At 57.1% G+C, this 23,791-nt stretch carries 24 protein-coding genes and 1 pseudogene; 11 read left to right on the forward strand and 14 right to left on the reverse strand.

Annotated elements, in window-relative coordinates; genetic code table 11:
* Window positions 1-23: 23 nt before the first annotated feature.
* Both AB5Z14_RS02135 and AB5Z14_RS02140 read right to left on the reverse strand, forming a co-directional pair.
* Entirely contained in the window at window positions 24-644 is a 621-nt protein-coding gene (locus tag AB5Z14_RS02135; RefSeq protein WP_368130077.1) for a 4Fe-4S binding protein, read from the reverse strand.
* Window positions 645-668: 24 nt separating this feature from the next.
* Window positions 669-947, reverse strand: coding sequence for a hypothetical protein (locus AB5Z14_RS02140; RefSeq protein WP_368130078.1), 279 nt, complete (start codon window positions 945-947; stop codon window positions 669-671).
* A gap of 199 nt (window positions 948-1,146) precedes the next feature.
* Here AB5Z14_RS02140 and AB5Z14_RS02145 point away from each other — a divergent pair, with 199 nt between their 5' ends.
* The 3 genes from AB5Z14_RS02145 (at window position 1,147) to AB5Z14_RS02155 (ending at window position 3,232) form a co-directional block, all read left to right on the forward strand.
* Window positions 1,147-1,479 (forward strand): winged helix-turn-helix transcriptional regulator, encoded by a 333-nt coding sequence (locus AB5Z14_RS02145; RefSeq protein WP_368130079.1) that lies wholly within the window; start codon window positions 1,147-1,149, stop codon window positions 1,477-1,479.
* Window positions 1,480-1,620: 141 nt separating this feature from the next.
* Window positions 1,621-2,406, forward strand: coding sequence for a protein-ADP-ribose hydrolase (locus AB5Z14_RS02150; RefSeq protein WP_368130080.1), 786 nt, complete (start codon window positions 1,621-1,623; stop codon window positions 2,404-2,406).
* A complete protein-coding gene (locus tag AB5Z14_RS02155; protein ID WP_368130081.1) occupies window positions 2,348-3,232 on the forward strand; it encodes an SIR2 family NAD-dependent protein deacylase in 885 nt (294 codons plus the stop codon). The genes AB5Z14_RS02150 and AB5Z14_RS02155 overlap by 59 nt, the downstream gene beginning before the upstream one ends.
* Before the next feature lie 143 nt (window positions 3,233-3,375).
* Here AB5Z14_RS02155 and AB5Z14_RS02160 read toward each other — a convergent pair whose 3' ends face one another.
* From AB5Z14_RS02160 to AB5Z14_RS02170, 3 genes and pseudogenes are all read right to left on the reverse strand, one after another.
* The gene (locus AB5Z14_RS02160; protein WP_368130082.1) at window positions 3,376-4,329 is read right to left on the reverse strand and encodes a tRNA dihydrouridine synthase; all 954 of its coding nucleotides are present in this window, start codon (window positions 4,327-4,329) and stop codon (window positions 3,376-3,378) included.
* Window positions 4,330-4,377: 48 nt separating this feature from the next.
* Window positions 4,378-5,076, reverse strand: coding sequence for a LysR family transcriptional regulator substrate-binding protein (locus AB5Z14_RS02165; protein ID WP_368130105.1), 699 nt, complete (start codon window positions 5,074-5,076; stop codon window positions 4,378-4,380).
* Window positions 5,077-5,136: 60 nt separating this feature from the next.
* Window positions 5,137-5,207 (reverse strand): annotated as a pseudogene (locus AB5Z14_RS02170) (LysR family transcriptional regulator); the annotation flags it as partial.
* A gap of 199 nt (window positions 5,208-5,406) precedes the next feature.
* Between AB5Z14_RS02170 and AB5Z14_RS02175 the strand changes: the two are divergent.
* The 5 genes from AB5Z14_RS02175 to AB5Z14_RS02195 all read left to right on the forward strand — a co-directional run bounded on the left by AB5Z14_RS02175 (window position 5,407) and on the right by AB5Z14_RS02195 (window position 8,560).
* Window positions 5,407-5,640, forward strand: a complete 234-nt coding sequence (locus AB5Z14_RS02175; protein WP_368130083.1) for a hypothetical protein — start codon at window positions 5,407-5,409, stop codon at window positions 5,638-5,640.
* Window positions 5,641-5,645: 5 nt separating this feature from the next.
* A complete protein-coding gene (locus AB5Z14_RS02180; protein WP_368130084.1) occupies window positions 5,646-5,987 on the forward strand; it encodes a carboxymuconolactone decarboxylase family protein in 342 nt (113 codons plus the stop codon).
* A 44-nt stretch (window positions 5,988-6,031) separates the two neighbouring features.
* Window positions 6,032-6,505 carry a flavodoxin gene (locus AB5Z14_RS02185; protein WP_368130085.1) on the forward strand — a complete coding sequence of 158 codons (474 nt, stop codon included), beginning with the start codon at window positions 6,032-6,034 and terminating at the stop codon, window positions 6,503-6,505.
* A gap of 36 nt (window positions 6,506-6,541) precedes the next feature.
* Complete coding sequence (locus AB5Z14_RS02190) at window positions 6,542-6,985, forward strand: cupin domain-containing protein (protein ID WP_368130086.1); 444 nt, start codon at window positions 6,542-6,544, stop codon at window positions 6,983-6,985.
* A 441-nt stretch (window positions 6,986-7,426) separates the two neighbouring features.
* Window positions 7,427-8,560, forward strand: coding sequence for a hypothetical protein (locus AB5Z14_RS02195; protein WP_368130087.1), 1,134 nt, complete (start codon window positions 7,427-7,429; stop codon window positions 8,558-8,560).
* A gap of 274 nt (window positions 8,561-8,834) precedes the next feature.
* On the opposite strand, the gene AB5Z14_RS02200 is transcribed toward AB5Z14_RS02195, so the two are convergent.
* From AB5Z14_RS02200 to AB5Z14_RS02215, 4 genes are all read right to left on the reverse strand, one after another.
* Complete coding sequence (locus tag AB5Z14_RS02200) at window positions 8,835-12,083, reverse strand: ATP-binding cassette domain-containing protein (protein ID WP_368130088.1); 3,249 nt, start codon at window positions 12,081-12,083, stop codon at window positions 8,835-8,837.
* A 259-nt stretch (window positions 12,084-12,342) separates the two neighbouring features.
* Window positions 12,343-13,608, reverse strand: coding sequence for an MFS transporter (locus AB5Z14_RS02205; RefSeq protein WP_368130089.1), 1,266 nt, complete (start codon window positions 13,606-13,608; stop codon window positions 12,343-12,345).
* An 11-nt stretch (window positions 13,609-13,619) separates the two neighbouring features.
* Window positions 13,620-14,684: an ornithine carbamoyltransferase gene (locus AB5Z14_RS02210; RefSeq protein WP_368130090.1), complete on the reverse strand. Its 1,065-nt coding sequence runs from the start codon at window positions 14,682-14,684 to the stop codon at window positions 13,620-13,622.
* 121 nt (window positions 14,685-14,805) lie between these two features.
* Window positions 14,806-16,044 carry an agmatine deiminase family protein gene (locus tag AB5Z14_RS02215; RefSeq protein ID WP_368130091.1) on the reverse strand — a complete coding sequence of 413 codons (1,239 nt, stop codon included), beginning with the start codon at window positions 16,042-16,044 and terminating at the stop codon, window positions 14,806-14,808.
* 225 nt (window positions 16,045-16,269) lie between these two features.
* Between AB5Z14_RS02215 and AB5Z14_RS02220 the strand changes: the two genes are divergently transcribed.
* A complete protein-coding gene (locus AB5Z14_RS02220) occupies window positions 16,270-16,848 on the forward strand; it encodes a TetR/AcrR family transcriptional regulator (protein ID WP_368130092.1) in 579 nt (192 codons plus the stop codon).
* A 137-nt stretch (window positions 16,849-16,985) separates the two neighbouring features.
* On the opposite strand, the gene AB5Z14_RS02225 is transcribed toward AB5Z14_RS02220, so the two are convergent.
* The 4 genes from AB5Z14_RS02225 to AB5Z14_RS10180 form a co-directional block, all read right to left on the reverse strand.
* Window positions 16,986-18,266 (reverse strand): MFS transporter, encoded by a 1,281-nt coding sequence (locus AB5Z14_RS02225; protein WP_368130093.1) that lies wholly within the window; start codon window positions 18,264-18,266, stop codon window positions 16,986-16,988.
* Between the two features lie 445 nt (window positions 18,267-18,711).
* Window positions 18,712-19,686 (reverse strand): TlpA family protein disulfide reductase, encoded by a 975-nt coding sequence (locus AB5Z14_RS02230; RefSeq protein ID WP_368130094.1) that lies wholly within the window; start codon window positions 19,684-19,686, stop codon window positions 18,712-18,714.
* Between the two features lie 33 nt (window positions 19,687-19,719).
* A complete protein-coding gene (locus AB5Z14_RS02235) occupies window positions 19,720-20,631 on the reverse strand; it encodes a 4Fe-4S binding protein (RefSeq protein ID WP_368130095.1) in 912 nt (303 codons plus the stop codon).
* Window positions 20,624-20,713, reverse strand: a complete 90-nt coding sequence (locus tag AB5Z14_RS10180; protein WP_022094046.1) for a CD1871A family CXXC motif-containing protein — start codon at window positions 20,711-20,713, stop codon at window positions 20,624-20,626. The genes AB5Z14_RS02235 and AB5Z14_RS10180 overlap by 8 nt, the downstream gene beginning before the upstream one ends.
* Before the next feature lie 147 nt (window positions 20,714-20,860).
* On the opposite strand from AB5Z14_RS10180, the gene AB5Z14_RS02245 reads away from it, so the two are divergent.
* Together AB5Z14_RS02245 and AB5Z14_RS02250 are read left to right on the forward strand one after the other, a co-directional pair.
* Window positions 20,861-21,535: a response regulator transcription factor gene (locus AB5Z14_RS02245; RefSeq protein ID WP_368130097.1), complete on the forward strand. Its 675-nt coding sequence runs from the start codon at window positions 20,861-20,863 to the stop codon at window positions 21,533-21,535.
* Window positions 21,532-22,671, forward strand: coding sequence for a HAMP domain-containing sensor histidine kinase (locus tag AB5Z14_RS02250; RefSeq protein WP_368130098.1), 1,140 nt, complete (start codon window positions 21,532-21,534; stop codon window positions 22,669-22,671). Before AB5Z14_RS02245 ends, AB5Z14_RS02250 begins: the two co-directional genes overlap by 4 nt.
* 85 nt (window positions 22,672-22,756) lie before the next feature.
* Here the strand turns inward: AB5Z14_RS02250 and guaA are convergent, their stop codons facing one another.
* A complete protein-coding gene (guaA, locus tag AB5Z14_RS02255; RefSeq protein WP_368130099.1) occupies window positions 22,757-23,737 on the reverse strand; it encodes a glutamine-hydrolyzing GMP synthase in 981 nt (326 codons plus the stop codon).
* Between the last annotated feature and the right edge of the window lie 54 nt (window positions 23,738-23,791).

Raw genomic sequence — 23,791 nt, forward strand, 5'->3', positions numbered from 1 at the left:
TGAAACTGATGACGGTATTTGGGTTACAGACGCGTAACGGCGCCGACAGGGCAATTCTCGGCACAGGCGCCGCAATGCAGACAGTGCTCGGGCTCTATGCGATAGACGTCTCCCGGCTCGATGCACTTCTGCGGGCAGTACTCAAGGCAGGTGCCACAACCGATACACGCATCGGCATCGATGCAGAAGCCCTTGGCGGGCACAGACGCCATGCCCTCGTCTAAGGTGAAGACCGCACGCTCGATGGGATGAACTCCCAGGTTAAAGTAGTCGAGCACTATGTTCTCGACCTTAAAGATGATGTTGATCTCGCGCGTATCACCAGGATAAACGTTAGCAAGATACGGCTGCTCGGCGTAAATCACGTCGCGCCAGTGGACTTGTTCGGAGTCCGAGACGGGGGCGGCAACGCCGGACATGCGGATCATCTCATTAAACCGCGTATGGACGAGCGTTTGGACACGTCCGTCGGCCATAAGCTGACGAGCCATCTCCTTGCCACGCGCTGTGAGAAAGTAGATAGCGTGGGGCTCGTAATGGACGGCGCTCACGCAGCGAATTTGCGGCGCGCCACTTTCGTCCACGGTTGCCAGGGAAAGCGTCCCGGCAAGCTGCATCTTTTTGAGGCAAGTCTGAGCATCCATTACGAGTCCCTTCCTAGCGATTGCTTACTGAGCGTCCGCAGCGCCGCAAGCGGTGCCACAGGCCGGAGCAGTCTTGGGGTCGGCGGAGCCGCAGGCAGGAGCAGTCTTGGAGTCGGCGGAACCGCAGGCAGGAGCAGCCGCGGGATCGGCGGAGCCGCAAGCAGGGGCAGCAGCCGGATCGGCGGAACCGCAAGCAGTACCGCAAGCAGGTGCGGCCTTGGGGTCAGCGGAGCCGCAAGCGGGCGCAGGATCGGTGGTACCGCAGGAGGCGAAAGCGGCGACGTTCTCGAGATTCTCGGACATGGCATTTCCTTTCGGACGAGGATGGCCGGTCGAAGCCATCCGGTTTTTGACGCTCCTTGCGTCTATATGCATCATGCAAAAAGCGCGCAACGACCAAAAGAAGGCACCAATCTATTAGCCAGTCACCAAAAGGTAAGTAGTATCCACAAGCGACAGCGGCTGCGATAATGAAAGTCGTCCACATGATTGAGGAGTCTCTATGCTTACCAAAGAAGAACTGCCGCCCTGCCCCGTCGCTACGTGTTTTCAACTCTTTGGCAACAAGTGGAAGATCTATATCATCCAACAGCTCATAGACCATCCGATGGGCTTCAACGCGCTGCATCGCTCTATCCCTGGCATCAGCCAAAAGGTACTTTCGTCCAACCTTAAGGAAATGGATGCCGCGGGCCTCATCACGCGCACCGTCATCCCCGAGACACCCATCCGCACCGAATACGCACTCAGCGAGCTGGGCCACAGCCTTATGCCCATCATCGATTCCCTAGTGGAATGGGGCACCGACTATCAACAGCTCGTGCGCAACTCCTAACAGCCGCAAACTTCCGCACATTGAGCGCCGTGGGGCACACCGCTCCACGGCGCTTACCTTTTTGTGCCTTCTTTTGCAGATGCGCGCCAGGCGGCACACTACTGTCGAATGAAACCGGCTCAATCGAACAGGAGGAAGGTCATGAATCAGGCCGAGCGCCGCGTTTGGCTCATCAAGGCATTGCTCGATGAGCGGCCAGACGGGCGCAGCATCGCTGTACCCGCCGGAGCCAACGAACAACGCGATTTGCTTCGAGCTCTCATGAACGTACGCCCGCCCGAGGCGCTTACGGACGAGACGCTCGACATGCAAGACGCCTACTTGCAGCAACGCCTTCTTGAGCGCGGCGGGGCGACCGACGCCGGCACGCTCCCCTACCGCGATCGCGTTACCATCTGGCGCGGCGACATTACGCTGCTTAAGGCCGACGCCATCGTCAATGCCGCCAACGGTCAGATGCTCGGGTGCTTTGTGCCGGGGCATCGTTGCATCGACAATGCCATCCACACCTACGCTGGCATGCAGTTACGCCTGGCGTGCGCCAATCTCATGGACGAGCAGGGGCACGAGGAACCAACCGCACGCGTCAAGGTTACGCCGGCGTTCAACCTGCCCAGCGGCTACGTTTTCCATACCGTCGGCCCCATCGTACCCAGCCATAGGCCTGGCCCGCGCGAGGAATTACTGCTGCGCCGCTGCTATACCAGCTGCTTGGAAGAAGCGACGCGTCGAGGACTCGGCACCCTCGCGTTCTGCTGTATCTCAACTGGCGTGTTTGGCTATCCCCAGGAGGCTGCCGCGCGCGTGGCCATCGATGCTGTGCGCCGTCATTTAAACGACATCGACCCCAACCTTAAGGTGATCTTCAATGTTTTTCTCGCGACTGACGAGGCAATCTACCGCAGCCTTCTCCAAACAAATCGATAAGCTTCGAGCCGCACTCGACACATCCGACGCCGTGGTAATCGGTGCCGGAGCAGGACTCTCGACCGCCGCCGGTTACACCTATTCGGGCGAGCGTTTCGAGAAGCTCTTTGGCGACTTCGCCGCACGCTACGGTTTTACCGATATGTATTCCGGCGGCTTCTATCCCTATGATTCGCTCGAGGAGTACTGGGCGTTTTGGAGCCGCTACATTATGTGCAACCGATACGATCCCGTACCGACGCCGCTCTACGAACAGCTCTTGAGCATAGTGCGCGACCGCGACTACTTTGTGTTGACCACAAACGTGGACCATTGTTTCCAGCGCGCAGGCTTTGATAAGCAGCGGCTCTTCTACACACAGGGAGACTACGGCCTGTTCCAGTGCAGCAAACCCTGCTGCCAGGAGACATGGGACAACGAAGAGCTCGTGCGCCATATGGTCGCCACCCAACAGGACCTGCGCATTCCGTCAGCACTTGTGCCCCATTGCCCTCACTGTGGGGCCCCGCTTACGATGAATCTGCGCGCCGACGATACGTTTGTCCAGGACAAGGGTTGGTACGCTGCCGCCGATCGCTACCAGGATTTCCTGCGCCGCCACAGCAATATGCGAGTTCTGTTCTTGGAGCTTGGCGTAGGCGGCAACACGCCCGTTATCATCAAGTACCCGTTTTGGCAGATGACGGCCAAAAACGAGCGCGCCACGTACGCGTGCGTCAACCTTGGCGAGGCAGTCGCTCCGGCAGAAATCGCCGATCGCAGCATTCTGATTGACGCCGGCGCCGAGCGCATAATAGAAGCGCTTGCCGTTCAAGCCGTCAGATAGCAGAGGCGATACCGTCTTCAAACATGTACGTCAGCATCCAAAGTCGACATTTTTCGACATCTTTGGATGCTGACGTACAACTTTTGGGTAGTCGTTGGGGACGCTCTTGAATGACTAGTCGTTAAAGAACGTCCAATGACTAGTTAGCCGTGGAAGCGGGCCGTAGGTGCGAGCGGTTGCTCGCGGAAGACGCGGTCGACGGCGGCGCGGTATTCGTCGACCTTTTTGGTCTTGCGTACGAGCTTGTGAACGGTGGTGGGATCGGCGAAAGCGCACTTGGCGTAGAACCACCACTCCTTCATGCGAAAGACCGCGTTGCCGCCAATCTCTTCTGCATACGCTGAGAACAGCGTATCGTGGAAGCGCTGCAGCTCGGCGGTCGTGGCAGCAGGTCCGCCCTTGACCATGCGGGCCAGCGCAGGGTTCGCGAGCAAGCCACGCCCCAGCATCACATGGCGCGTGCCGGAATAGGCCTCCACCAGCGCATCCATGTCCTCAAGATCAAAAATGTCACCGTTATAAGCCACCGGGAATGGGGCACACGCGAGCGTCTCGCCGTAATACTCTTTGCGCGGCGAGCCCGTATAGCGGTCCTTTTGCACACGCGGATGCACGATCAGCTCCGCCAGCGGCATGCGGCAGTAAAGGTCGAGCACGCGCTCGTATTCGCTGTCGTCCTCGAGTCCCAACCTGGTCTTTACCGACACCGGCAGCGGAGAGCGTTCGCACACGTCACTCAAGAACACCTCGAGCTCATCTAGGTTGCGCAGGAAACCCGAGCCCTTGCCCTTGGCGACAACCGTTCCTGAAGGACAACCCAGGTTAAGGTTGATCTCGCGATAGCCCATATCGGCGAGCACTTGCGCCGCCCACACAAACTCGTCCGCATTCTTGGACATAAGCTGGGGGACGACGTTGAGTCCCTGGTTGTTGGCCGGGTCAACTTCCTTAAACGCCTTGCCACCGAAGCGGTTACCCACCCGCGGCGGCGGCAAAAACGGCGTGTAATAGCAGTCGAGCGCACCAAAGCACTCCGCATGCACGCGACGGAACACATGCCCGGTAATCCCCTCCATAGGGGCCAGCGATAGGATCATCTACTCTTCTCTCATATCAACGAATGTGACAAAGGGACTGTCCCTTTGTCACATCCCATTCAAACGGTTCAGGAACTCTTCGCAGGCGCGGGAGCGCAGGCGATATTTTTTCCACACCAAAAACGAGGCGATGGTAAGCGGCGGCTCAAATGGGATAAACCGAAGGTCGCTGCTTTCGTCCACCTGCAGCAGACTGCCAATGCCAACGGCACACGCAGCACCCGAGCGAACCAGATGCGATGCGTTGCCGATCAAGTCGAAATGCCCCACAACGTTGAGGTCATCGATGGTAAGGGCGCCGCCAGACCACGCCGTTAGATCAAGCGCCCGGTTCGACGCGCGCGAACTCAACAGCAACGGCATCTTCGCAACGTCCACGGGCCCCAGCACGTCCAAGTCGCCCCAGGGGCCGCTCGCTGATACAATCACGCCGACTCGATCCACCTCGGGCATACGGATCCACTCGTATTTCTCGACGTTAACGGGCTCCAACAACAGGGCAAAGTCGAGCAGACCGCGCTCCAAGCGTTCCTCCACCGCGTCGGCATTACCGGTGTAGAGCTCAATCGTCACATCGGGATGATCACGACGCAGCTCCGCAAAAGTGTCGAGCACCAGCCGCATCGATTGGGTCTCGCCAGCGCCAATGCGGATATTGCCCGCAATGCCAAGCTCCCGATCTGCCAATTCCGACTCGGTTTGCTCCACCAGCGAGACAATCTCCTCGGCACGCTGGCGCAGGCGCATGCCGTCGCTTGTAAGCACGCACGATCGGTTGGTGCGCTCAAACAGCTCGACACCCAGCTCGCGTTCCAAGTCGGCGATCTGGCGCACAGCGTGGGCTGCGTCACATGCAGCACATTTGCCGCCTCGGTCATGTTTTCCTCGCGCGCCACAGCAAGAAAATAACGCAGCGTTCGCAGCTCCACGGCGCCCCCAATTCGACTAAAGCTGTCCTTCGGCTAGTCATTCGATTCTCGTATATCCAGCTAGTCGATATAAGCAATATACATCATAGGCGCATCAACGTACGCTATAGCCATCCCCTCAAGAACAAGGAGGACACCAGGCCGCACAATGGACGAAAAGACAATTGCCAACTTACGCGACGCCGGCTGCAGCGAAGAACTTATCGAGCAGTATGCCTCGGCCGCCAGCGGCTGCGCGCGCATCTGTCTACTCAAACAATATCGTCGCGAATTGCTCAGCAGTATTCATGCGGAGCAAAAGAAACTCGAGTGCCTCGACTACCTCATCTACCAGCTGCGCAGCATCTCAACCGGGTGCTGCTCACGAACATCGAAGGAGTAACCACCATGACCATTAAACAAACCGCAGGCCACGACGCCTTGGGCGAGTTCGCGCCCGAGTTCGCGCACCTGAACGACGACATCCTCTTTGGCGAGGTGTGGAACCGCGAGGACAAATTGCCGCTCAAACTGCGCAGCATTGTGACCGTGAGCGCCCTCATCGGCAAAGGCATCACCGATAGCTCGCTCAAGTACCACCTGGCCAGCGCCCGCGCAAACGGCGTGACACGCGAGGAGATGGCAGAGATCCTCACGCACATCGCCTTTTACGCCGGATGGCCCAACGCCTGGGCGGCTTTCAACATGGCCAAGGAAGTCTACGCCGACGACGCGAGCCAAACCGAGTAGCGCCCCGTCATAAAACGTAAACCGCAGCAACGAAAGGATTCCAGATGTCTAATTCACTCGTAGCATTTTTCAGCGAAACGGGCACCACCATGGACGTTGCGAATCGATTGGCGCGCACGACAGACAGCGATCTATTCGCCATTGTGCCCTCCGATCCGTACACGAGCGCCGACCTTGACTGGCGCGACAAGCAGAGCCGCAGCACGCTCGAAGCGGCCGACCCCTCCTGCCGCCCCACCATAGCCTCCAGGGTCGAGCATATCGAAGACTACGACACCATCTTTTTGGGATTCCCCATCTGGTGGTACGTGGCGCCGGCGATTATCAACACGTTCCTTGAGTCTTACGACCTGTCCGGCAAAACAATCGTCTTGTTTGCCACCTCGGGCGGAAGCGGAATGGGCAAGACGGCGTCAGTCCTTAAGGCATGCGCGCCGGATGCAAAAATCGTCGACGGCGGCATTCTCAACAACGCAAGCGATGCCGAACTCAAGAACTTCGCAGCAAGGTACCTCTAACGCAGCAAAGCAAAACAAATGAACGAAGGGAAGACCATGACTAACAGAATAGAAGGCGCGGCATCCGAGCTCCACGGCGGGTTCTTTGGCCTCGGCGAACCCAACGACGCCTATGCGCCGTACTTTATCGGCCAGAGCTATCTCAATGCGCTGACCGCCCCGGACGATTACCTGCCCATCCACAACGTGACCTTTGAGCCGGGCTGCCGCAACAACTGGCACATCCACCACGCGAGCAAAGGCGGCGGACAGGTGCTGATCTGCGTCGATGGCGAGGGCTGGTACCAGGAAGAGGGCAAGTCCGCGCAACGCCTGCATCCCGGCGATATCGTCGAGATTCCCGCCAACGTCAAACACTGGCATGGCGCCACTGCCCACAGTTGGTTCAGTCACCTAGCCTTTGAATACCCGGGCGAGAATGCAAGCAACGAATGGCTCGAGCCCGTGGACGACAAGCAGTACAACGCGCTGGAGATCTAAACCGTCAGCCCGCTTAGGGCAAAGGTGATCACCCGGCACCCGCCCGCTCCTAACCGCGTCCCGTGCAACGAAGGTGAATACTTTTCCCGAGAAGTGAACGAGTGAAATCGGACCCCCGAAGCATCGACACTTTTGGAGAGCTATTTTCTGCGGTTTTATCACTCAAATCCTGCGGTTTTGGCATCGAAAAATGCGGACGCTTCCGGGGTCCAAAATAGGTCGTTCACTTCTCGGGAAAAACATTCACCTTCGATTTGCTGCCACCCTCACTCGTCATTCGTCCCTCGGCAGCAGTTTCAGGCTCCAAAAGACGACGTTCATGACCGCGACGATCACCAGCACCACGCCGTTGGCCGCTATGCTTGAACAATAGACGCCCTGTGCTCATTTATACTCAAGGGCACGCACCGCCGGCAAAACCCAATGAAAGTCGAGGACTTCATGCAGCAGGTCAGCGAACAAGAGAAGAAGCGCATCCAGCGGTACTGCATCTATCCAAAAATCGCATTCGCCGCGCTCGTCATGGCGTTCGTGGCATGTCTGCTCATGCTGCCGCTCCAGATGATCAACGATATCGCGTTTCACCAAAAGGAGTTCCAACCAGCGGGAATATATACCGCTATCGCACTCACCGCAATTGAACTCGCCATCTTTTGTTACTGCGCACTCGCCCCGCGCTTTGGCATGCAGGGCAAACAGTGGAAAGAGCTGCAGAGCAGACTCGCAGTGGCCCAAACCAACAAAGATCGCTCCGCCGAGGTTGCTGGCGTGCTCGCCGCGCAAGCTGCCGGCCGCCTTCTCAAGAACAGCGATAACGATGTCGCGCGCAACCTGGGCGGCGCCGCAGAGATTGCCGGCGCCGTTGGAGCAGTTGCCACAGCGGCCGACGTTCTCGCCGAGACCTCGAGCAACGCCGGAGCCATGGCAAACGCATACGGCATGACGATTCCGAGCGCCAAGAAGCAGATTATCGCCCTCGTCGTCGTGCCCGTCATTGTGCTGCTTGGCGCCTACATTCCACAATATATCCAGGGAAGCAGCGAGCTCCAGGCAAGAAAGGCCGCTGCCGCCGAGCAACTCGCCATTGCACAGGATGCCCTAGGACCCGTGTGCGAACGCATCGCGGCAGACGATCCATACGAGTCGTATCACGACTATGGCTACCGCATTATCGGCTATCTACGCGACAACGACCTTGGCTCTCAAGCGGCCTATGTCTACCTTTCTTTTGATGCAGATGGCACGCTCACGGACGTCGACTACACCAGCCAAATCGACCCCGATGCAAGCTTTGAAGACAACCTCGCTCGCGTCGAGCAGGATATTGCAACGCTCTGTGCCCCGCTCAACGGACTGGACATTTCCGTTGCCACGCCTGACCTCCTCGCGCCATGTAGCCTGTCGGATGAGTTTAAGCAGGCATTTTTGGCCGGATCCCTATACGAAGAAATCAGCATCAAGACGGAGGACGAGTCCATCAAGTCGTACTACACCTTTGACACCGAGCCCGAGGAAGAGTTCGACGAATACACCCACCCGGAAATCAGCCTCATGCTCTCCGCAAAGAAACACTAGAGGCTTACGCTCTAGTTGCCGCTCGTGAACGCCGTCAATAAAACGAGGTCTAATACTTTTCCGAGAAGTGAACGTCTGTTTTTGGGCCCCCGAAGCGTCGACATTTTTTGACGTCAAAACTGCAGGATTTCACTGACAAAACCGCAGGATATTGCAGCCTAAAAGTGTCGATGCTTCAGGGGTCAGTTTTTACTCGTTCACTTCTCGGAAGAGTATTAGACCCCGATTTGGCAAGGGCCTCAATGTGGCAAAGTGAACAGTCCCCCTTGTCACACTATTCGGAGCGCAGGGCCTCCACGGGGTCCTTTTTGGACGCGCTGCGGGCCGGCAGCAGGCCGGCAACGACCGTCAGCAGCACCGAAATCGCGATAAGCGCCAACGCATCTTGCACCGGCAGGCTCATCAGGTTGGGAACCTGTTTGCTCGCAAGCGCCCAAGCATTCACCGGGAAGCTCACGAGCACTACCACGACAATGGCAAAGACACCGGCGATGAGGCCCTCGATAAAGGTCTCGGCGTTAAACACATTGGCCACGTTGCGCTTCGACGCGCCAATTGCGCGCAGGATGCCGATCTCCTTTTTGCGCTCCAGCACACTGATGTAGGTGATGATGCCAATCATGATAGAGCTCACGACCAGGCTGATGCTTACAAACGCGATGAGCACCAAGCTGATGGTGTTCACGATGTCGGTCACCGAACCCATGATGATGCCCATATAGTCGGTGTACGAGATTACCTGCTCATCGTGACCAGCAGCCTTCACCTGCTTGTTATACGTATCGATATGGCCGAGCACGCGCTCCTTGGCCTCAAAGTCGCGCGGGAAGATCTTGACCGAGATGGGGTCGGTCTCGTCAGCATAGCCCAGCGTGGTCAGATTGTTGTCGTAGGTGAGCTTCGACGCCTTCGCATAGCTCATCATGAGCGAGCTCAGATCCTCGGCGTCCATGTTGAAGTGGATGGCACGGGCAAACGCGCTCGCATCCACGTGCATGGCGCTTGCCAGGTTGGCAAAATTCGACGACACCTGCGTGGCCATCTGGTCCATAAGCCCCGCCGCTCCCGCTTTGAGCTGGGAAGACACCGTCGCTGCGATTCTGTTGCTGAGCGATTGCATCACCTGGTCCATAGCCTGCTGCAAATAGGGCGCGAGCTGTTTTTGTACGTAGTCGGTCATGGCCTGCTGCAGTCGCTCCGCCAGTGCGTCTCCGCCCAGCGCTTTGAGCTGTGCCAAGCATTGCTGCGCCGCAGCATCGTTCTCAAGATACGCCGAGAATGCAGCAGCGAGCTTCGACGCGTCCTTAAGATCCTCGGGCGTCAGCGCCTTAAACTGATCGGACTGCATAAAGCCAACAAACAGCTGGTTGGCAAGCGTGCCCACCTGCTGCATCTGCTCGGGCGTGAGTTCCAAGCCATCAAAGACACCCGAGAAATCGGGAGTCGGTGCCTTGGCCATGATGTCGCTGAAGTCGATGTCCTTGCCCACGCCCGAAAGGTCGATATCCAAGCCCGACAAATCGATGCCCGAAAGATCCATGCCACCGGCCGCACCCGAGAGCGCAGATGTGTCGAACGAGAACGCGCTCTTGAGCGCCGCCTCGTCAACGCTGAACATGCTGCTCAGATCCACGCCCTGCTTGGCCTCACCCTGCAACTCGTCGAACGTTTTGCCGGTAAAGACATCCGTCTCGGGATGAGCAAGCTGCTCCTGGACAATCTGCGAATCGGCCGCGCGCTCCATAAGCTGGCGAGTCAGCGCGTGCGTGTAGGCAATGCCCGGAGACAACGCGCTCGCGTTGGCAGTCTCGTTGGGGCGCACCACGCCAACGATACGCACGTCGATACCGTCGGCAACCTTGGCTGCCATAAAGTCGGTGTCACCGGACATATCGGTCCACATACCGGTCTCTTCGTTTTTGCGATACGCATCGGCCGGCGACAACACCTTAAACGTCGTAGACAGCGCATCCTCGTAGGTAAAGTCGGCAGCGGTCTCGGGCGTCTCGACCCCGCCATCGGCCGTCATGGCGCTGTTGACCAGGTCGTTAAGCTCATTGATGTCCAGCGCGCCGATGCTGTAGAGCGTGTAGTCGCCCACCGTGCCGCGGCTCGAAAGCACCATCACGGCCTCGTTGGCAGACGTGGGCCAATGACCGGCGACGACATCGTACTGGCTGTCGAGCAGGCTCTGGTCGTCGATCATCTCGTTAAAGACCGAGCTTCCCATGGAGTCCATGCTCGCCATCGCCGCCGAACTCGCTCCGCCGCTCATGGCCTCGGTCATCGCGTTGGGCACCAGGCGCACGGGCTTCTCGTCTCCCTTGCCCGCGCGATACACGACCGGCGCCACGCCGTAGCTGTACTGAATGGCGTTGACCTCCTTGTCGATGCCGTCGCCCCCGTCATCGAGCCACGCCTTAAAGCTCGTCATATCGTTGGACTTAACGCTCGCAAACATATCCTTTACGGCCGTGACCACGGGAATCTTATCGGACTTCTTGACCGAATCGTCCTCACTGTCGGAAGCGCCGCCCGCGTCCTCGCCATCTTCCGCGGTCCCCTGCCCGCCCATCATGGACGACAGGTCGTAATCCTGCTTGGAGATGGTAAGCGGATAGCTCGACAGCGTATCCTCCTCGACCTTTTTGATGTAGTTGTTCACACCGTTTGAGAGCGCCAGAATCGCCGCGATGCCGATAATGCCAATCGAGCCCGCAAAGGCCGTCATGGCCGTACGGCCTTTCTTGGTCATGAGGTTGCGGGCAGAAAGGCCCAGCGCCGTTACAAAGCTCATCGAGGTTTTACGTGTGGGCTTGGCCTCGCGACGTGCGGCTTTGGCAACATCAAAGGGATCGGAATCGTCGGTGATCTTACCGTCTGCCAGGTTGACGATGCGCGTGGCGTAACGGTACGCCAGTTCGGGGTTATGCGTGACCATGATGACCAGGCGGTCGCGCGCAACGTCCTTGAGCAAGTCCATGACCTGCACGGACGTCGTTGAGTCCAAGGCGCCGGTCGGCTCATCGGCCAGTACGATCTCGGGGTCGTTGATCAGGGCACGGGCAATAGCCACGCGCTGCATCTGTCCGCCCGAAAGCTGGCTCGGGCGCTTGTTCACATGCTCGCCCAGACCGACTGCCTCAAGCGCCTCGCGCGCACGCTGACGACGCTCGGCATGGCCCACACCCGTAAGCGTAAGCGCCAGCTCCACGTTTTCCAAGATGGTCTGATGCGGAATGAGGTTATAGCTCTGGAACACAAAGCCGATGCGGTTGTTGCGGTAGGCGTCCCAATCGCGGTCACGGAAGTCCTTGGTCGAAATTCCATCAATCAGCAGGTCGCCCGAATCGAAATGGTCCAGTCCGCCGATAACGTTGAGCATCGTAGTTTTGCCCGAGCCCGAAGGACCCAGAATGGCCACGAACTCGTTGTCGCGAAAGGCCAAGCTCACGTTATCGAGCGCCACCTGCGTAAACGACTGCGTGACGTACCTTTTGCAAATATCTTTGAGCTCCAGCATGGACGGCAACCTCTCCCGCGCGGGCCCGTTCACCCGCTCTCCCCCGCCGTTCGTATTCGACGCGTTTGTCCTACTCTATTCCCATTTTTTGCCGACACCAGTGGGGAATGTAACGAACCGCGCCAAAAACGAACGGGACACGGCAAGGGGACGGTTTCTTCGCTTTGGATGCCGAACACAAAAAGGGCATCGGCGTAAGCCGATGCCCCAAACAGGACGCGTAATATGTCCTGGCGACCATACCTAAAACGAACTTAGTCTATTCGTCCCAGGAAAGGCTCTTTCCGGTCTTCTTGGCCAGCAGCAAGAACAGACCGATGATGACGTTGCAAGCGATGCAGAAGATGAAGACGCCCTGGAAAGAGCCAGCAAGCTCATAGACCTTCATCATAACGGGCATGCCGAAGGCGCCGACGATATAGCCTACGGAGCAAATCAGCGCGAAGATGCGACCGAAATCGCGGGAGCCAAAGACATCCATAACCAAAACGGTCAGAGCGGTGCCGGCAATGACATACATGACGTCGTTTACGCCTGCGGCAAGGATGCTGAGCGTCGAGTTGCCGCTGCTCATCATGAGCATGACAAAGGAGAGGATGGAGACGGCAAGCCAGCCCAGAATGGCCTTCGTGCTGCCGAACTTATCGCAGGTGGTGCCAACGATTGGGTTAAGGAACAGGTCGAAGAGCGATGCGGCGGAAACCATGAAGCCGCCCACCATGGGGTTAAAACCAACCTCGGAAGCATACGTGGGGAAGAGCTGGTTCATGCAGCAGGTGAGCTGAACAAGGCAAAGGAAACCGATGCAGAAGAAGAAAGCAGGCGACTTGATGGCGCGCGCATAGCTAACGCCGCGGACGCTTTCCTCGGTCGTCTCCTCGGTCTCGGTGACCGTCTCGCCTTCGACATAACCATAGGGCAGCATGCCCTTGTCCTGAGGCTTGTAGCGAATAATCAGGATGGAGGCAGGAAGAATCAGCACGGCGGAGATGCCAGCGAGCACCAGATAGCCAGTCCTCCAACCGGCGGCCTCAATAACAGAGGTGATGACAGGGCTCATGATGAGCATGTAAATCGAGTTTACAGCCCAAGCGAGGCCAATTGCCAGACCGCCGGATTTTTTGAACCACTGGTCGATAACATCGGACATGGCAACGCCGGTGGTGAAGGCGAAACAAACGCCAATCAGGGCGCCAGCAGCGATGAACATCCAGACTTCGGTGTAGAAGGCCATGCCTGCGCCGGCGGCGAGCAGGATAAGCTCGACGACGGGGAGCCAAACCTTGCCAACGACCTTGGGGATGAGTTTTCCAACAAACGGAAGCGCCGCCGCAAGACCAATGAGCGTCGCGGTGAAGTAATACGAGAAGATGGAGTAGTCAAACCCGAACTCCTCGCACACGGGCGCGACGAAGGAACCGGCGATTACGCTATAGGATCCGGTCGTGCCAGCAGACATGAGGCCGAGCGCGATTACGAGAACCCATGCGTAGACCTTACTGTTCTTTAACTTTGTATTATCCATTGATGCTGCTCCTAGAGACCCAGAAGGGCGCACATAACGGCCTTGATGGTGTGCTGGCGATTCTCCGCCTCGCGGAAGATGACGGAGGCGTTTGCCTCGAAGCACTCGTCTGCGATCTCAAAGCCCTCGGTGATGATTTCGCGGTGCAGGTCGTTCTTGCACTGCTCGAGGAGCATCTTGCCAACGCGGTGGTCGGCATTGTGGACAGAAGGAAGCTCGTGCATGCAGAAGATGTTGGGGTTGTTGGTGCGCTTGCACAGCTCGCTGGTAACGCGATAGGGATACAGGGACTCGGCATCGCCCAGCCAGGAATCATAGTCGTCGGGATCCAGAACCTCGTCGCCGCACTCGGGGTTGATGTAGCGCCACTCCTCGGTAACGATCACGTCAACGCCATCCAGGGCGTCAAGATCAGAGGTGATGGTGAAGGTCCTGTTGGGAGCGTACTTGGCGTAGCATGCCTCGACCTCGTCGATCATGCTCTGGCACATCTGGTGACGGAGGTCATCGGGACCGATGGCGAGGAAGTCCATGTCGAGCATGGCGCACAGGCGGCCATACCACACCGGAGCGCCAGCGCAGTTGCCCACGAAAGCCATCTTCTTGCCGTGGCTGGTACGCAGGCCGCCCCACTGCTCTTCCATCGTGAGGGCGTCAGCGAGCATCTGCGTCGGGTGGTCACCAAGGGTGAGGGCATTGATAACCGGAATGTCGACCAGCTCGGCGACGTCATAGAGGAACTGCTCGTCCTTCTGTGCGCGGTAGACGATGAGGTCATACATACCGTTGAAGACACGCATGGCGTCCTTGACGGTCTCGCAGTCGCCCATGTGGGAATTGGTCAGATAGGTGAAGCCCATGCCAAGGTCGTTGCAGGACGTCTCGAAGGCGCAGCGGGTGCGGGTCGAGCCCCACTCAAAGTTTGCAAGCACGTTCTTGCCGGGAAAGTAGCGCTGATCGACGCCGGACTTCTTCTGGGCCTTAAGGTTCCAGGCAAGATCAATGAGGTAACGGAAATCTTCGGAGGAGAGATCATGGATGTTGAGGTAGTCGCGACCACGGAGGCTGTTGTTCATGCCTATTTCCTTTCTATCTACTGATAAATAAACGGTGGATGTGCCCCCGAGAGAAGCACGGACAACTCTCGGGAGACGGTATATGTGGTGCCTAAGTCAGATAGCGCAGTTTAAGGGCTCGCTAGCAGCTGGCTGCCACGTCCTTGGTCCAGCAGTGCACGCCGCCGCCGGACAGGTTAAGCGCAAGAGAGTCGATCATGATGACCTTGCGATCGGGGAAGCAGCTCTCAAGAACTGCCTGGGCCTGCTCGTCCTTCTCTTTCACGATTTCGCTCATGCCCTCGTGGTAGTAACGCTGGCCAAGAACGACGCCGTTGCAGATCAAGAAGTTGCAGTAGCTCGCTGCGGCGTAGAAGTGGACGGGTCCTTCGGGCCAAGGAGTGCCATCCATGAACTTGCCGCCCATTTCATCGATAAAGCCCTTGTACAGCTCGTAATCCTCGTCGCCGGGGGCGATGACGACTTCGATCGGCTCGGCGGTGGGCATACGGACGATCTCGAAGGGCTTGCCCTCCCAGTCTGTCTCTTTGCTCAGAATCTCGTAGGCTGCCTCAATGCGGCGGCGAGACTCCGCGCCAGCCTTGCTCGAAGCGGCTTCTTCATCGGACACCTCGGCAAGAAGAATCTTGTTCGGGGTGATAAAGCGGCACATCTCATCGATATGGGCCGCAAAACTCATGCCAAAGACGGGGGTTCCGTCTTCCTTCTCGTCGAGAATGCCCAGTCGATAATCATCGTCCTCAAGCATGGGCTGCGGAAGCCAGATAACCTTGTTGAGGTTGTAAATGCGCTTGTACTCGGCCTCTACTTCCTCTTTCGTGAACTCGGGATTGCGCTTGCGGCATTCCGTGTCCTCGATGGTAATCAGAGTGCCGTGACCGTCAAACTCGCGGTCGCCGCCCTCGGATACCATTTCGGAATTCACGATATCAAAGCAACCGAGCGCAACGGCCATGTGAACAGCTGCCTTGCGTGCAGACTGGCACTCCGGGGAGTTCTTGTCCCACACGCCGTAGTAGGTCCAAGCGGGGTTGACCATATAGGAATGGCCCTTGTCGTCGACCATGATGCTGGGGCCGTTGTCGCGGACATAGAAGTTGGAGTCTTCGAACTGCGTGATCTCGATACGATCGAGATCGACCCCCTCCTCCTTCAGGCGCGAGCAGGCTTCCTCGTAGGAGCCCGGGGTGCCGCAGTTGAGGTTGACCGTAACGTCGCCATACTCGAGCAGAGCCTTGATTACATCAACGCAGGGCTGGCGGTTATCGAAGCCCTCTGCGCGAATGTAATCGGGAAGCCATGTCACATAGACGTTGGAGCGCTTCTCGAACTCGCCCGGCATACGATAGTTCTCGTACATGGTTGGTCCTTCCGTCGTGTTTCCCGCGATGCTGCCCGGCCGCGACAATAGCGGTGTTTCACCTGCTATAGTACTACTATACCTACCGTTCGGTAGATGATTTTGAGTAATTGCCATTCGCCTAGCGATACATACCGTTCACCGTTTATAGTGGTCATGTTTGAACACGAATTGATGTCCCATTGCCATCCTTAATTGATGTTGGCAGTGCGGAAGTGATTTGCAATGGAGAAGCGCAGCGTGAGCACAAAGAGAAAAATATTGAACGCGATGTACGATCTTGTAGCGGAGGTCGGTTACGACAAGGCGTCGATTGGAAAAATCTGCGATCGTGTCGGCATCTCCAAACCGTCTGTGTACTACTACTTTCCCTCCAAGGAAGAAATCTTCACTACACTTTTGGATAGCATGTTCCCGTCCATTGATTATCAGCGCGACTATTCGCTGATTGTCGATCGGGACGGCTTTAAAGCGGCGCTTATTGAGCTCGGCAATACGGTTATAGGCGGCTATCGAAGCGATGAAAAGCGACGTCGCGTGTTGGCAGAGGTCAGTATTCAGGCAAACCGAATACCTGCGGTCCAAGAGCGTCAGGCAACGGCAACCAATCGAACTATGGGGGCGCTAAAGGACATCCTGTCGCATGGCGTTGAGATTGGCGCACTTCCGGACGGCACCGATGTCATGCTGTACGTGCAAATCCTGTATACCGTTCTTGAGGGAACAAGCAATACGGTCGCGCAGGACGAGGATATTGACGAAAAGGCGGTTTGGGCCGGGGTAGTCGGACTCATGTTCAAATAGGCTAGTCAAGCAGAAGTGCACGCTGGCGCTCGAGTGGCCTGCTGGTGACCGTTGAAACGAAAAGCGGGGCCGATTCCAAGCTAGTTTGGAATCGGCCCCGTTGCATAGAGTTCTGCGAAAGTGAAAATCGGCCCGGCCTATTTCGCGGCAGCTTTATTAAAAAGCCCAGAGATGATGGCAAATGCAGCAATCATAAGGTTGCAGACGATGCAGAAGATAAATACTCGCTGGAAAGATCCCGCCATGCCGTAGACCTTCATCATGACCGGCATGCCAAACGCACCAACGATATATCCTGCGGAGCAGACAATCGAGTAAATCCTTCCGAAGTCTTTCGATCCGAAAAGCGAAAGAAGGAGCATTGGCATTGCGGTTCCAACAATGGCGAACATGACGTCGTTCACGCCGGCGGCGATGATGGAGACGGTCTCGCTGTTTCCGCCGATGATGAGAAGCAAGAAAGAGGAAATGCTAACTGCCGTCCACGTAACCGTTGCTTTAATGGCTCCGAGCTTATCGCATGTTTTTCCAACAAAGGGATTTAAGAAGATATCGGAGAGGGAGGCTGCGGAGACCATCAGGCTTCCTACGATGGGATTGAATCCAACCTCGCTTGCATAAGTTGGGAAGAGCTGATTCATGCAGCAGGTGAGTTGCGCCACGCAAAGCAGCAAGACGCAGAGGATAAAAGACGGCGTCTTGGCAGCATCCCGGAGCGTCATGCCGGTGAGAACATCATCCTGTTTTTCGAGGCTGTTGTCCTCGGAGGTTTCGGCGGCGGTTTCTCCGTACGGAAGCATATTGCGATCAGAAGGTTTAAATCGAATGATAAAGGCGCTTGCAGGCAGAATCATGGCTGCGGAAACGGCCGCGAGTACGATGAATCCCACGCGCCAACCTTGTTGCTCGATGACAAGTGTGACAACGGGACTGAGTAGAAGCGTGCAAAGGGAGTTGACGCCCCATGCAAGGCCGATGGCAAGACCCGATGATTTGCTAAACCATTGGTCGATGACGTCGGACATGCAAACACCGGTTGTAAACGAAAAACAGATGCCGATGACTGCGGCGGAAGCGATGAACATCCAGACTTCGGTGTAGAACGCCATTGCGGCACCAGCAGCAATGAGGACGAGTTCAATGCCTATGTGCCACGGTTTGCCAATTACTTTTGGTATGAAGCGGCTCAGGAGTGGGAGACCGAGCGCAAGGCCAAGAAGAATAGCAGTGAAATAGAAAGAGAAAGAGGTGTAGTCAAAGCCGAGGTCTTCGCATACCGGAGCAACGAATGAGCCGGCAACAATGCTATATGTGCCGGTTGTTCCGGCGGACATCAAGCCAAGTGCAATAACGACAAACCAAGCAAATGCGCCGCTCTCGTGGGGGCGGTCCTTTTCGGTTGATACGATCTGAGCCATGGCTACTCCGTTTCTATCGGCAGTGCAACCTATATGCCTACCGATAGGTATATAAACCAAAGGACGCCGCGTCAAGCATTAAGCGGGGGAAGGTCACTTAATTCGCCAAACGGTAGCCCGAACATATGATTCGTGTTGGTGGGTATTGGTTGAATTGAATCGTCATTTCCGACAACGGTTTCTAATTGCCGGGGCAATCCCCGGTTGCTGCACTGTGGAGAAGGCGCCCGATGCCGGCAGGCCCGTCCACCCGCTCTCCTCCGCCGTTCGTATTCGACGCGTTTGTCCTACTCTATTCCCATTTTTTGCCGACACCAGTGAGGAATGTAACGAACCGCGCCAAAAAACGAGCGGGACGGCACGCCACACAGCGCACCGTCCCGCACACAACATCGACAATGTGACAAAGGGACTGTCCCTTTGTCACATTACGTGTACTCAGCCTTTACTGCTCGCTATTCGCAATCGCCTGGTCGATAAGTTTGTTGAGTGCATCGCGCTGTTCGGCAGAAGTGATGCCGCCAACGATCGGGTCTCCTACGATATTGCCCTTTTGGTCGATCACATAAGTGGTCGGGAAGGAGAACAGGTTCGACGTGAACTTGCCGGCATCGCTGTTAGACTTAAACCAGATATTCTTGTACGTTATGCCCTTCTTGCTCAGCACGTCTTTTGCATTTGCGATCTCGTCCTTGTTGCCATCGAGCGTAAAGGAATTGACACCCACGACCTGACCGCCCTTCTCGGCAAGCTCCTTGTTGAGCTTCTCCAGATCGCCCAACTCCCCCACGCACGGCTTACAGGTGGTAAACCAGAAGTTCATGACGGTAACTTTGTTCTTGGAGAACAGCTCGTCGCTGTTCACATCGTTGCCGTCCAGGTCCTTGCCCTTAAAGCTGGGAAACTGTCCTGCTTCCTTGCCCGAGTCGCCCTCGGCAGATGTCATACCGGCAGTCGCGGCATCGACGCTGTCACCCGTACTCGGCTGATTTCCGCACCCCGGGAAGTCCTTTTCCAGACTAGCGAGCTTGTCCTCGATCTTCTTGATCTGCTGCGCCCCAGCCTTGAGCGTTTTGAGTTCATCGGCCGTAAAGGAATCCTTAGCCCCGTCTATGGTGCTCAGTAGAAAATCTCCGTAGTTGGTGCCGTCGCCGATCATCGCCGAGTCTTTATTCGCCGCATTGAACACCTTGTCCCATAGGGCATTGTCTTTGGAAAAGATATCGTTTTCCTTTTTCATCAGTTTCGCGTACAGCGTGGACGCCTCTTCGGCATTGGACACCTTCTTCGCCGTCAGCTCTGCAACCTGGGTGTCGCCGCCCGCAGCTTTGTTTCCCCCGTCTTTAGGCGCCGAGCACGCCACGAGGCTCAACGCCAGCACGGGCACCATCAACAGTCCCGCAATTTTCGACAGTCTCATGTTTTCCTCCGTTATATCGAAGCTTATAGGTACCTATTTGTTTTCGCAGGCTTGCGCGGTCTGCGCGGACTTGCCGCCCGTCACGCCCAGCCCGTAGCGAAAGCTAATGGCATCGACGGGGCACGCACCCACGCATTTGCCGCAACGGATGCACTCGGCATGGTCGGGCGTACGCGTAACGTCCACGTCCATCTGGCACACCCTGGCGCACTTGCCGCACGAAACGCATTTGCACTGGTCAACCTGAATCCCCAGCAACGACACCCTGTTCATGAGCGCATAAAACGCACCGAGGGGGCAGATCCATTTGCAGAAGGGGCGGTAGAACAGCACGCTCAGCACCGCAACCACAATGAGAATCGTGAGCTTCCAGGTAAAGAGCTTTCCCAGCGCGGAGCGGATTCCCGCATTCATGATGGACAGCGGAATCGCGCCCTCGAGCACACCTTGCGGGCAGATGTACTTACAAAAGAACGGGTCGCCCATACCCACATCGTTAACCACCAAGACAGGCAACAGCACCACGGTAAACAGCAACACGGCGTACTTGATGTACGTGAGCGGCTTGAGTTTTTTCGTGGAGAGCTTTTTGCTGGGAATCTTGTGAAGCAGCTCCTGCAGCCAACCAAACGGGCACAAAAACCCGCATACAAATCGTCCCAGCAGCACGCCGAGCAAAATGAGCGTACCGGTAACGTAGTAGGAGAAGTTGAACTTAGATGAACCCACCACCGACTGAAACGATCCGATGGGGCACGCACCCGCTGCCGCGGGGCACGAATAGCAGTTGAGTCCAGGTACGCAGACTGTTTTTCCCGCACCCTGATAGATGCTGCCCTTGGCAAAGTTTGGCAGGTGAATATTGGTGACCAGCGTCGCCGCCGCCTGAATGAATCCGCGAAATCGGGCCAAAACATGCGACGCAGTGTTTTTTCTTTTATCCAATTCCGATACACTCCAAGCACAGCCTAATTGCTTTGGCCAGCACGGCATCTGCCTCGCCACGCATAACGCCAAAGCACACCATGGTAATTCCGCCGATCAACAAAGCGACCTGTACCACGGGTTTTACCGCTTTGAACAACCTGACCACTCCTTTCGTTACGCGACCATTGGACCATATCGACTATAAAATCCGTGTTAAGCGCGATTTGGAATGTGCAAGGAGACCGTTATGCGTATTTTGATCGTCGAAGACGAGCGGGCGCTGTGCGATGCGATCGCACGCAGCCTGCGCAACTTGGCCTATAGCGTCGACTGCTGCTACGACGGGCAGCAGGCCCTCGATCTGCTCGATGTCGAGACCTTTGATCTTATCGTGCTCGACCTCAATCTCCCCCATGTCGACGGCATGACCGTGCTCAGGCGACTCAGAACAACTGACTGCGAGACCAAGGTACTGATTCTGTCCGCACGTGGCGAAGTCTCCGATAAAGTCGCCGGGCTCGATGCCGGCGCCAACGATTACCTTACCAAGCCGTTTCATCTGGATGAGCTCGCGGCGAGAATCCGCAGCCTTACCCTCAGGCGCTTTACGCAAAACGACGTTGTTCTAACCTGTGGATCGTTGAGCTTTGACACCAAGGCGCGCATCGCTTCCGTAGACAGCGATACCCTGTCTCTCACACGCAAAGAAACGGGAATCCTGGAATATCTGATGCTTAATCAAGGACGTCCAGTGAGCCAGGAAGAGCTTATCGAGCACGTTTGGGATAGCACCGTAAACAGCTTTAGCAACGCAACCCGGGTTCATATCTCGTCACTTCGAAAAAAGTTGCGCAGCACTTTGGGATATGACCCAATTCGCAATCGAATTGGAGAGGGCTACGTCATGGAGGATGGCGAATGAAAGGGCTTTCGCTGCAATGGCGCATAACGATCATGACGGCACTGCTGACGTGTGCGGCGTGCGTGCTGACGAACTGCCTGGTCGGCTATACGGGCATGCGCTACATGGATGCCATCGGCAGTGGCATCTCGGCCCTTAGTGCAGCCGACGTAGATACACCTCAGGAGTTTGACCCAACGAAGGGGAGCCTCGATGACGAGGTCACGATCGTCGTAAACGATGCACAGGAGTCTTTTGGCATGACAGCTTGGTGCATCACGGCTGGAGTCACGCTGCTCGGCGGCGTGCTGGCATACTTTGTGAGCGGTCGCGCGCTCAAGCCGCTACGGTCTTTTGCCACCCAGGTAGAGCGCGTGCAGCCTGACAACCTAAGCGAGATCAGACTCAGTGAAGATGTGCCCACCGAGCTACAACGATGTAGCGCCTCCTTCAACGACATGATCGCCCGTCTTGGCGAAGGGTTCTCTTCACAGCGTCAGTTTACCGGCAACGCCGCACACGAGCTGCGCACCCCGCTCGCCCTTATGCAAGCACAGATTGAACTATTCATCTCCGAGCACTCCGGTTTGCAACCCGAAACAGCCGAGCTGCTCGGCCTGCTGCAAGAACAAACCGAGCGCATGTCTCGAATGACCAAGGTATTACTCGAGATGAGTGAGCTCTGCAGCGTTCCCTGCGAGGACGATGTTGAACTTGGCCCCTTGTCCGAAGAGGTCCTCACCGACCTTGCGCCACTTGCCGAAAAGAAGGGCATGGCCCTCAATTGTGCTGGAGACGCTTTAGTAATCGGGAGTGACACGCTCCTCTATCGGCTGGTGTTTAATCTGGTCGAAAACGCCATCCGTTACAGCCGCCCCGGCTCGAATGTCGACGTCTCCATCTGCGACAACGACAGCCACGTGTTCCTGCGAGTCGAGGACCAGGGTCCGGGAATACCCAAGCAGTACCGTGAGAGCATCTTCCAGCCGTTCTTTCGTCTAGACAAATCCCGCAGCAGGGCATACGGCGGCGCAGGACTCGGACTAGCGCTTGTCTGGGAGATTGCGGCGCTTCACGGTGGCACGGCAGAGGTCGAAACAAGTTCCGAGAACGGGACCACCATGCTCGCGACCCTTCCAAAACGGGCCGCAGCGTAAACCGAACAGTAAAACGAGAGGGGTCCCGCACACGTTTGCGCGGGACCCCTCTCTGTCAATGCAATTCGCCCAAAAGAGTAGAAACTTACTCCCACTCCACCGTGCCGACAGGCTTGGGGGTCAGGTCGTAGCAGACGCGGCAGATGCCGGGAACCTCAGCGGTGACGCGAGCAGTAATGCGCTTGAGCAGCGCCCAGTCGAGTTCGGGCACCTCGGCGGTCATGACATCGACGGTGTTGATGCAGCGGATGATGCAAGGCCAGTCGTAGGCGCGCTTGCCCTCGCGCACGCCGGTAGCGCGGAAATCGGGCACAACGGCAAAGTACTGCCAAATGGTCAGGCCAGCCTTGTCGATCTCCTCGCGCACAATGGCGTCTGCCTCGCGCAGCGCCTCGAGACGGTCGCGGGTAATGGCACCAAGGCAGCGAACGCCCAGGCCGGGGCCGGGGAACGGCTGGCGCTCGACCATGTTCTCGGGCAGACCGAGCTCGCGGCCGACAACGCGGACCTCGTCCTTGTACAGCAGCTTGACGGGCTCGCAGAGCTCAAACTCCAGATCCTCGGGCAGGCCGCCCACGTTATGGTGGGCCTTTACGCCATCCTTGGACTCCAGAATGTCGGGATAGATGGTGCCCTGGGCAAGGAAGCTGACCTCGTCGCCAACCTTGCGGGCCTCCTCCTCGAACACGCGGATGAACTCGGCGCCGATAATCTTGCGCTTGGCCTCGGGCTCCTCAACGTCCACGAGCTTGTCCAGGAAGCGGTCGGTGGCGTCAACATAAACAAGGTTGGCGTCCATCTGGTTCTTAAAGACATCGACGACCTGCTCGCTCTCGCCCTTACGCATCAGGCCGTGGTTCACATGCACGCAGATAAGCTGTTTGCCGATGGCCTTGATGAGCAACGCCGCGACAACCGAACTGTCGACGCCACCGGAAAGGGCCAGTAAGACCTTCTTGTCGCCGATCTGCTCACGGATTGCGGCGACCTGCTCGTCGATGAACGCCTGGGCAAGTTCGGGAGTGGTGATACGCGCCATGTCGTCGGGACGCTTGTTGGGATCCATACAGAGCTCCTTTTCGGTTCGATGGAAATGCGTTGCACATATGCAAACGCACCG

This window comes from Collinsella aerofaciens (genome assembly GCF_040910265.1).
Taxonomy (GTDB): domain Bacteria; phylum Actinomycetota; class Coriobacteriia; order Coriobacteriales; family Coriobacteriaceae; genus Collinsella; species Collinsella aerofaciens_BK.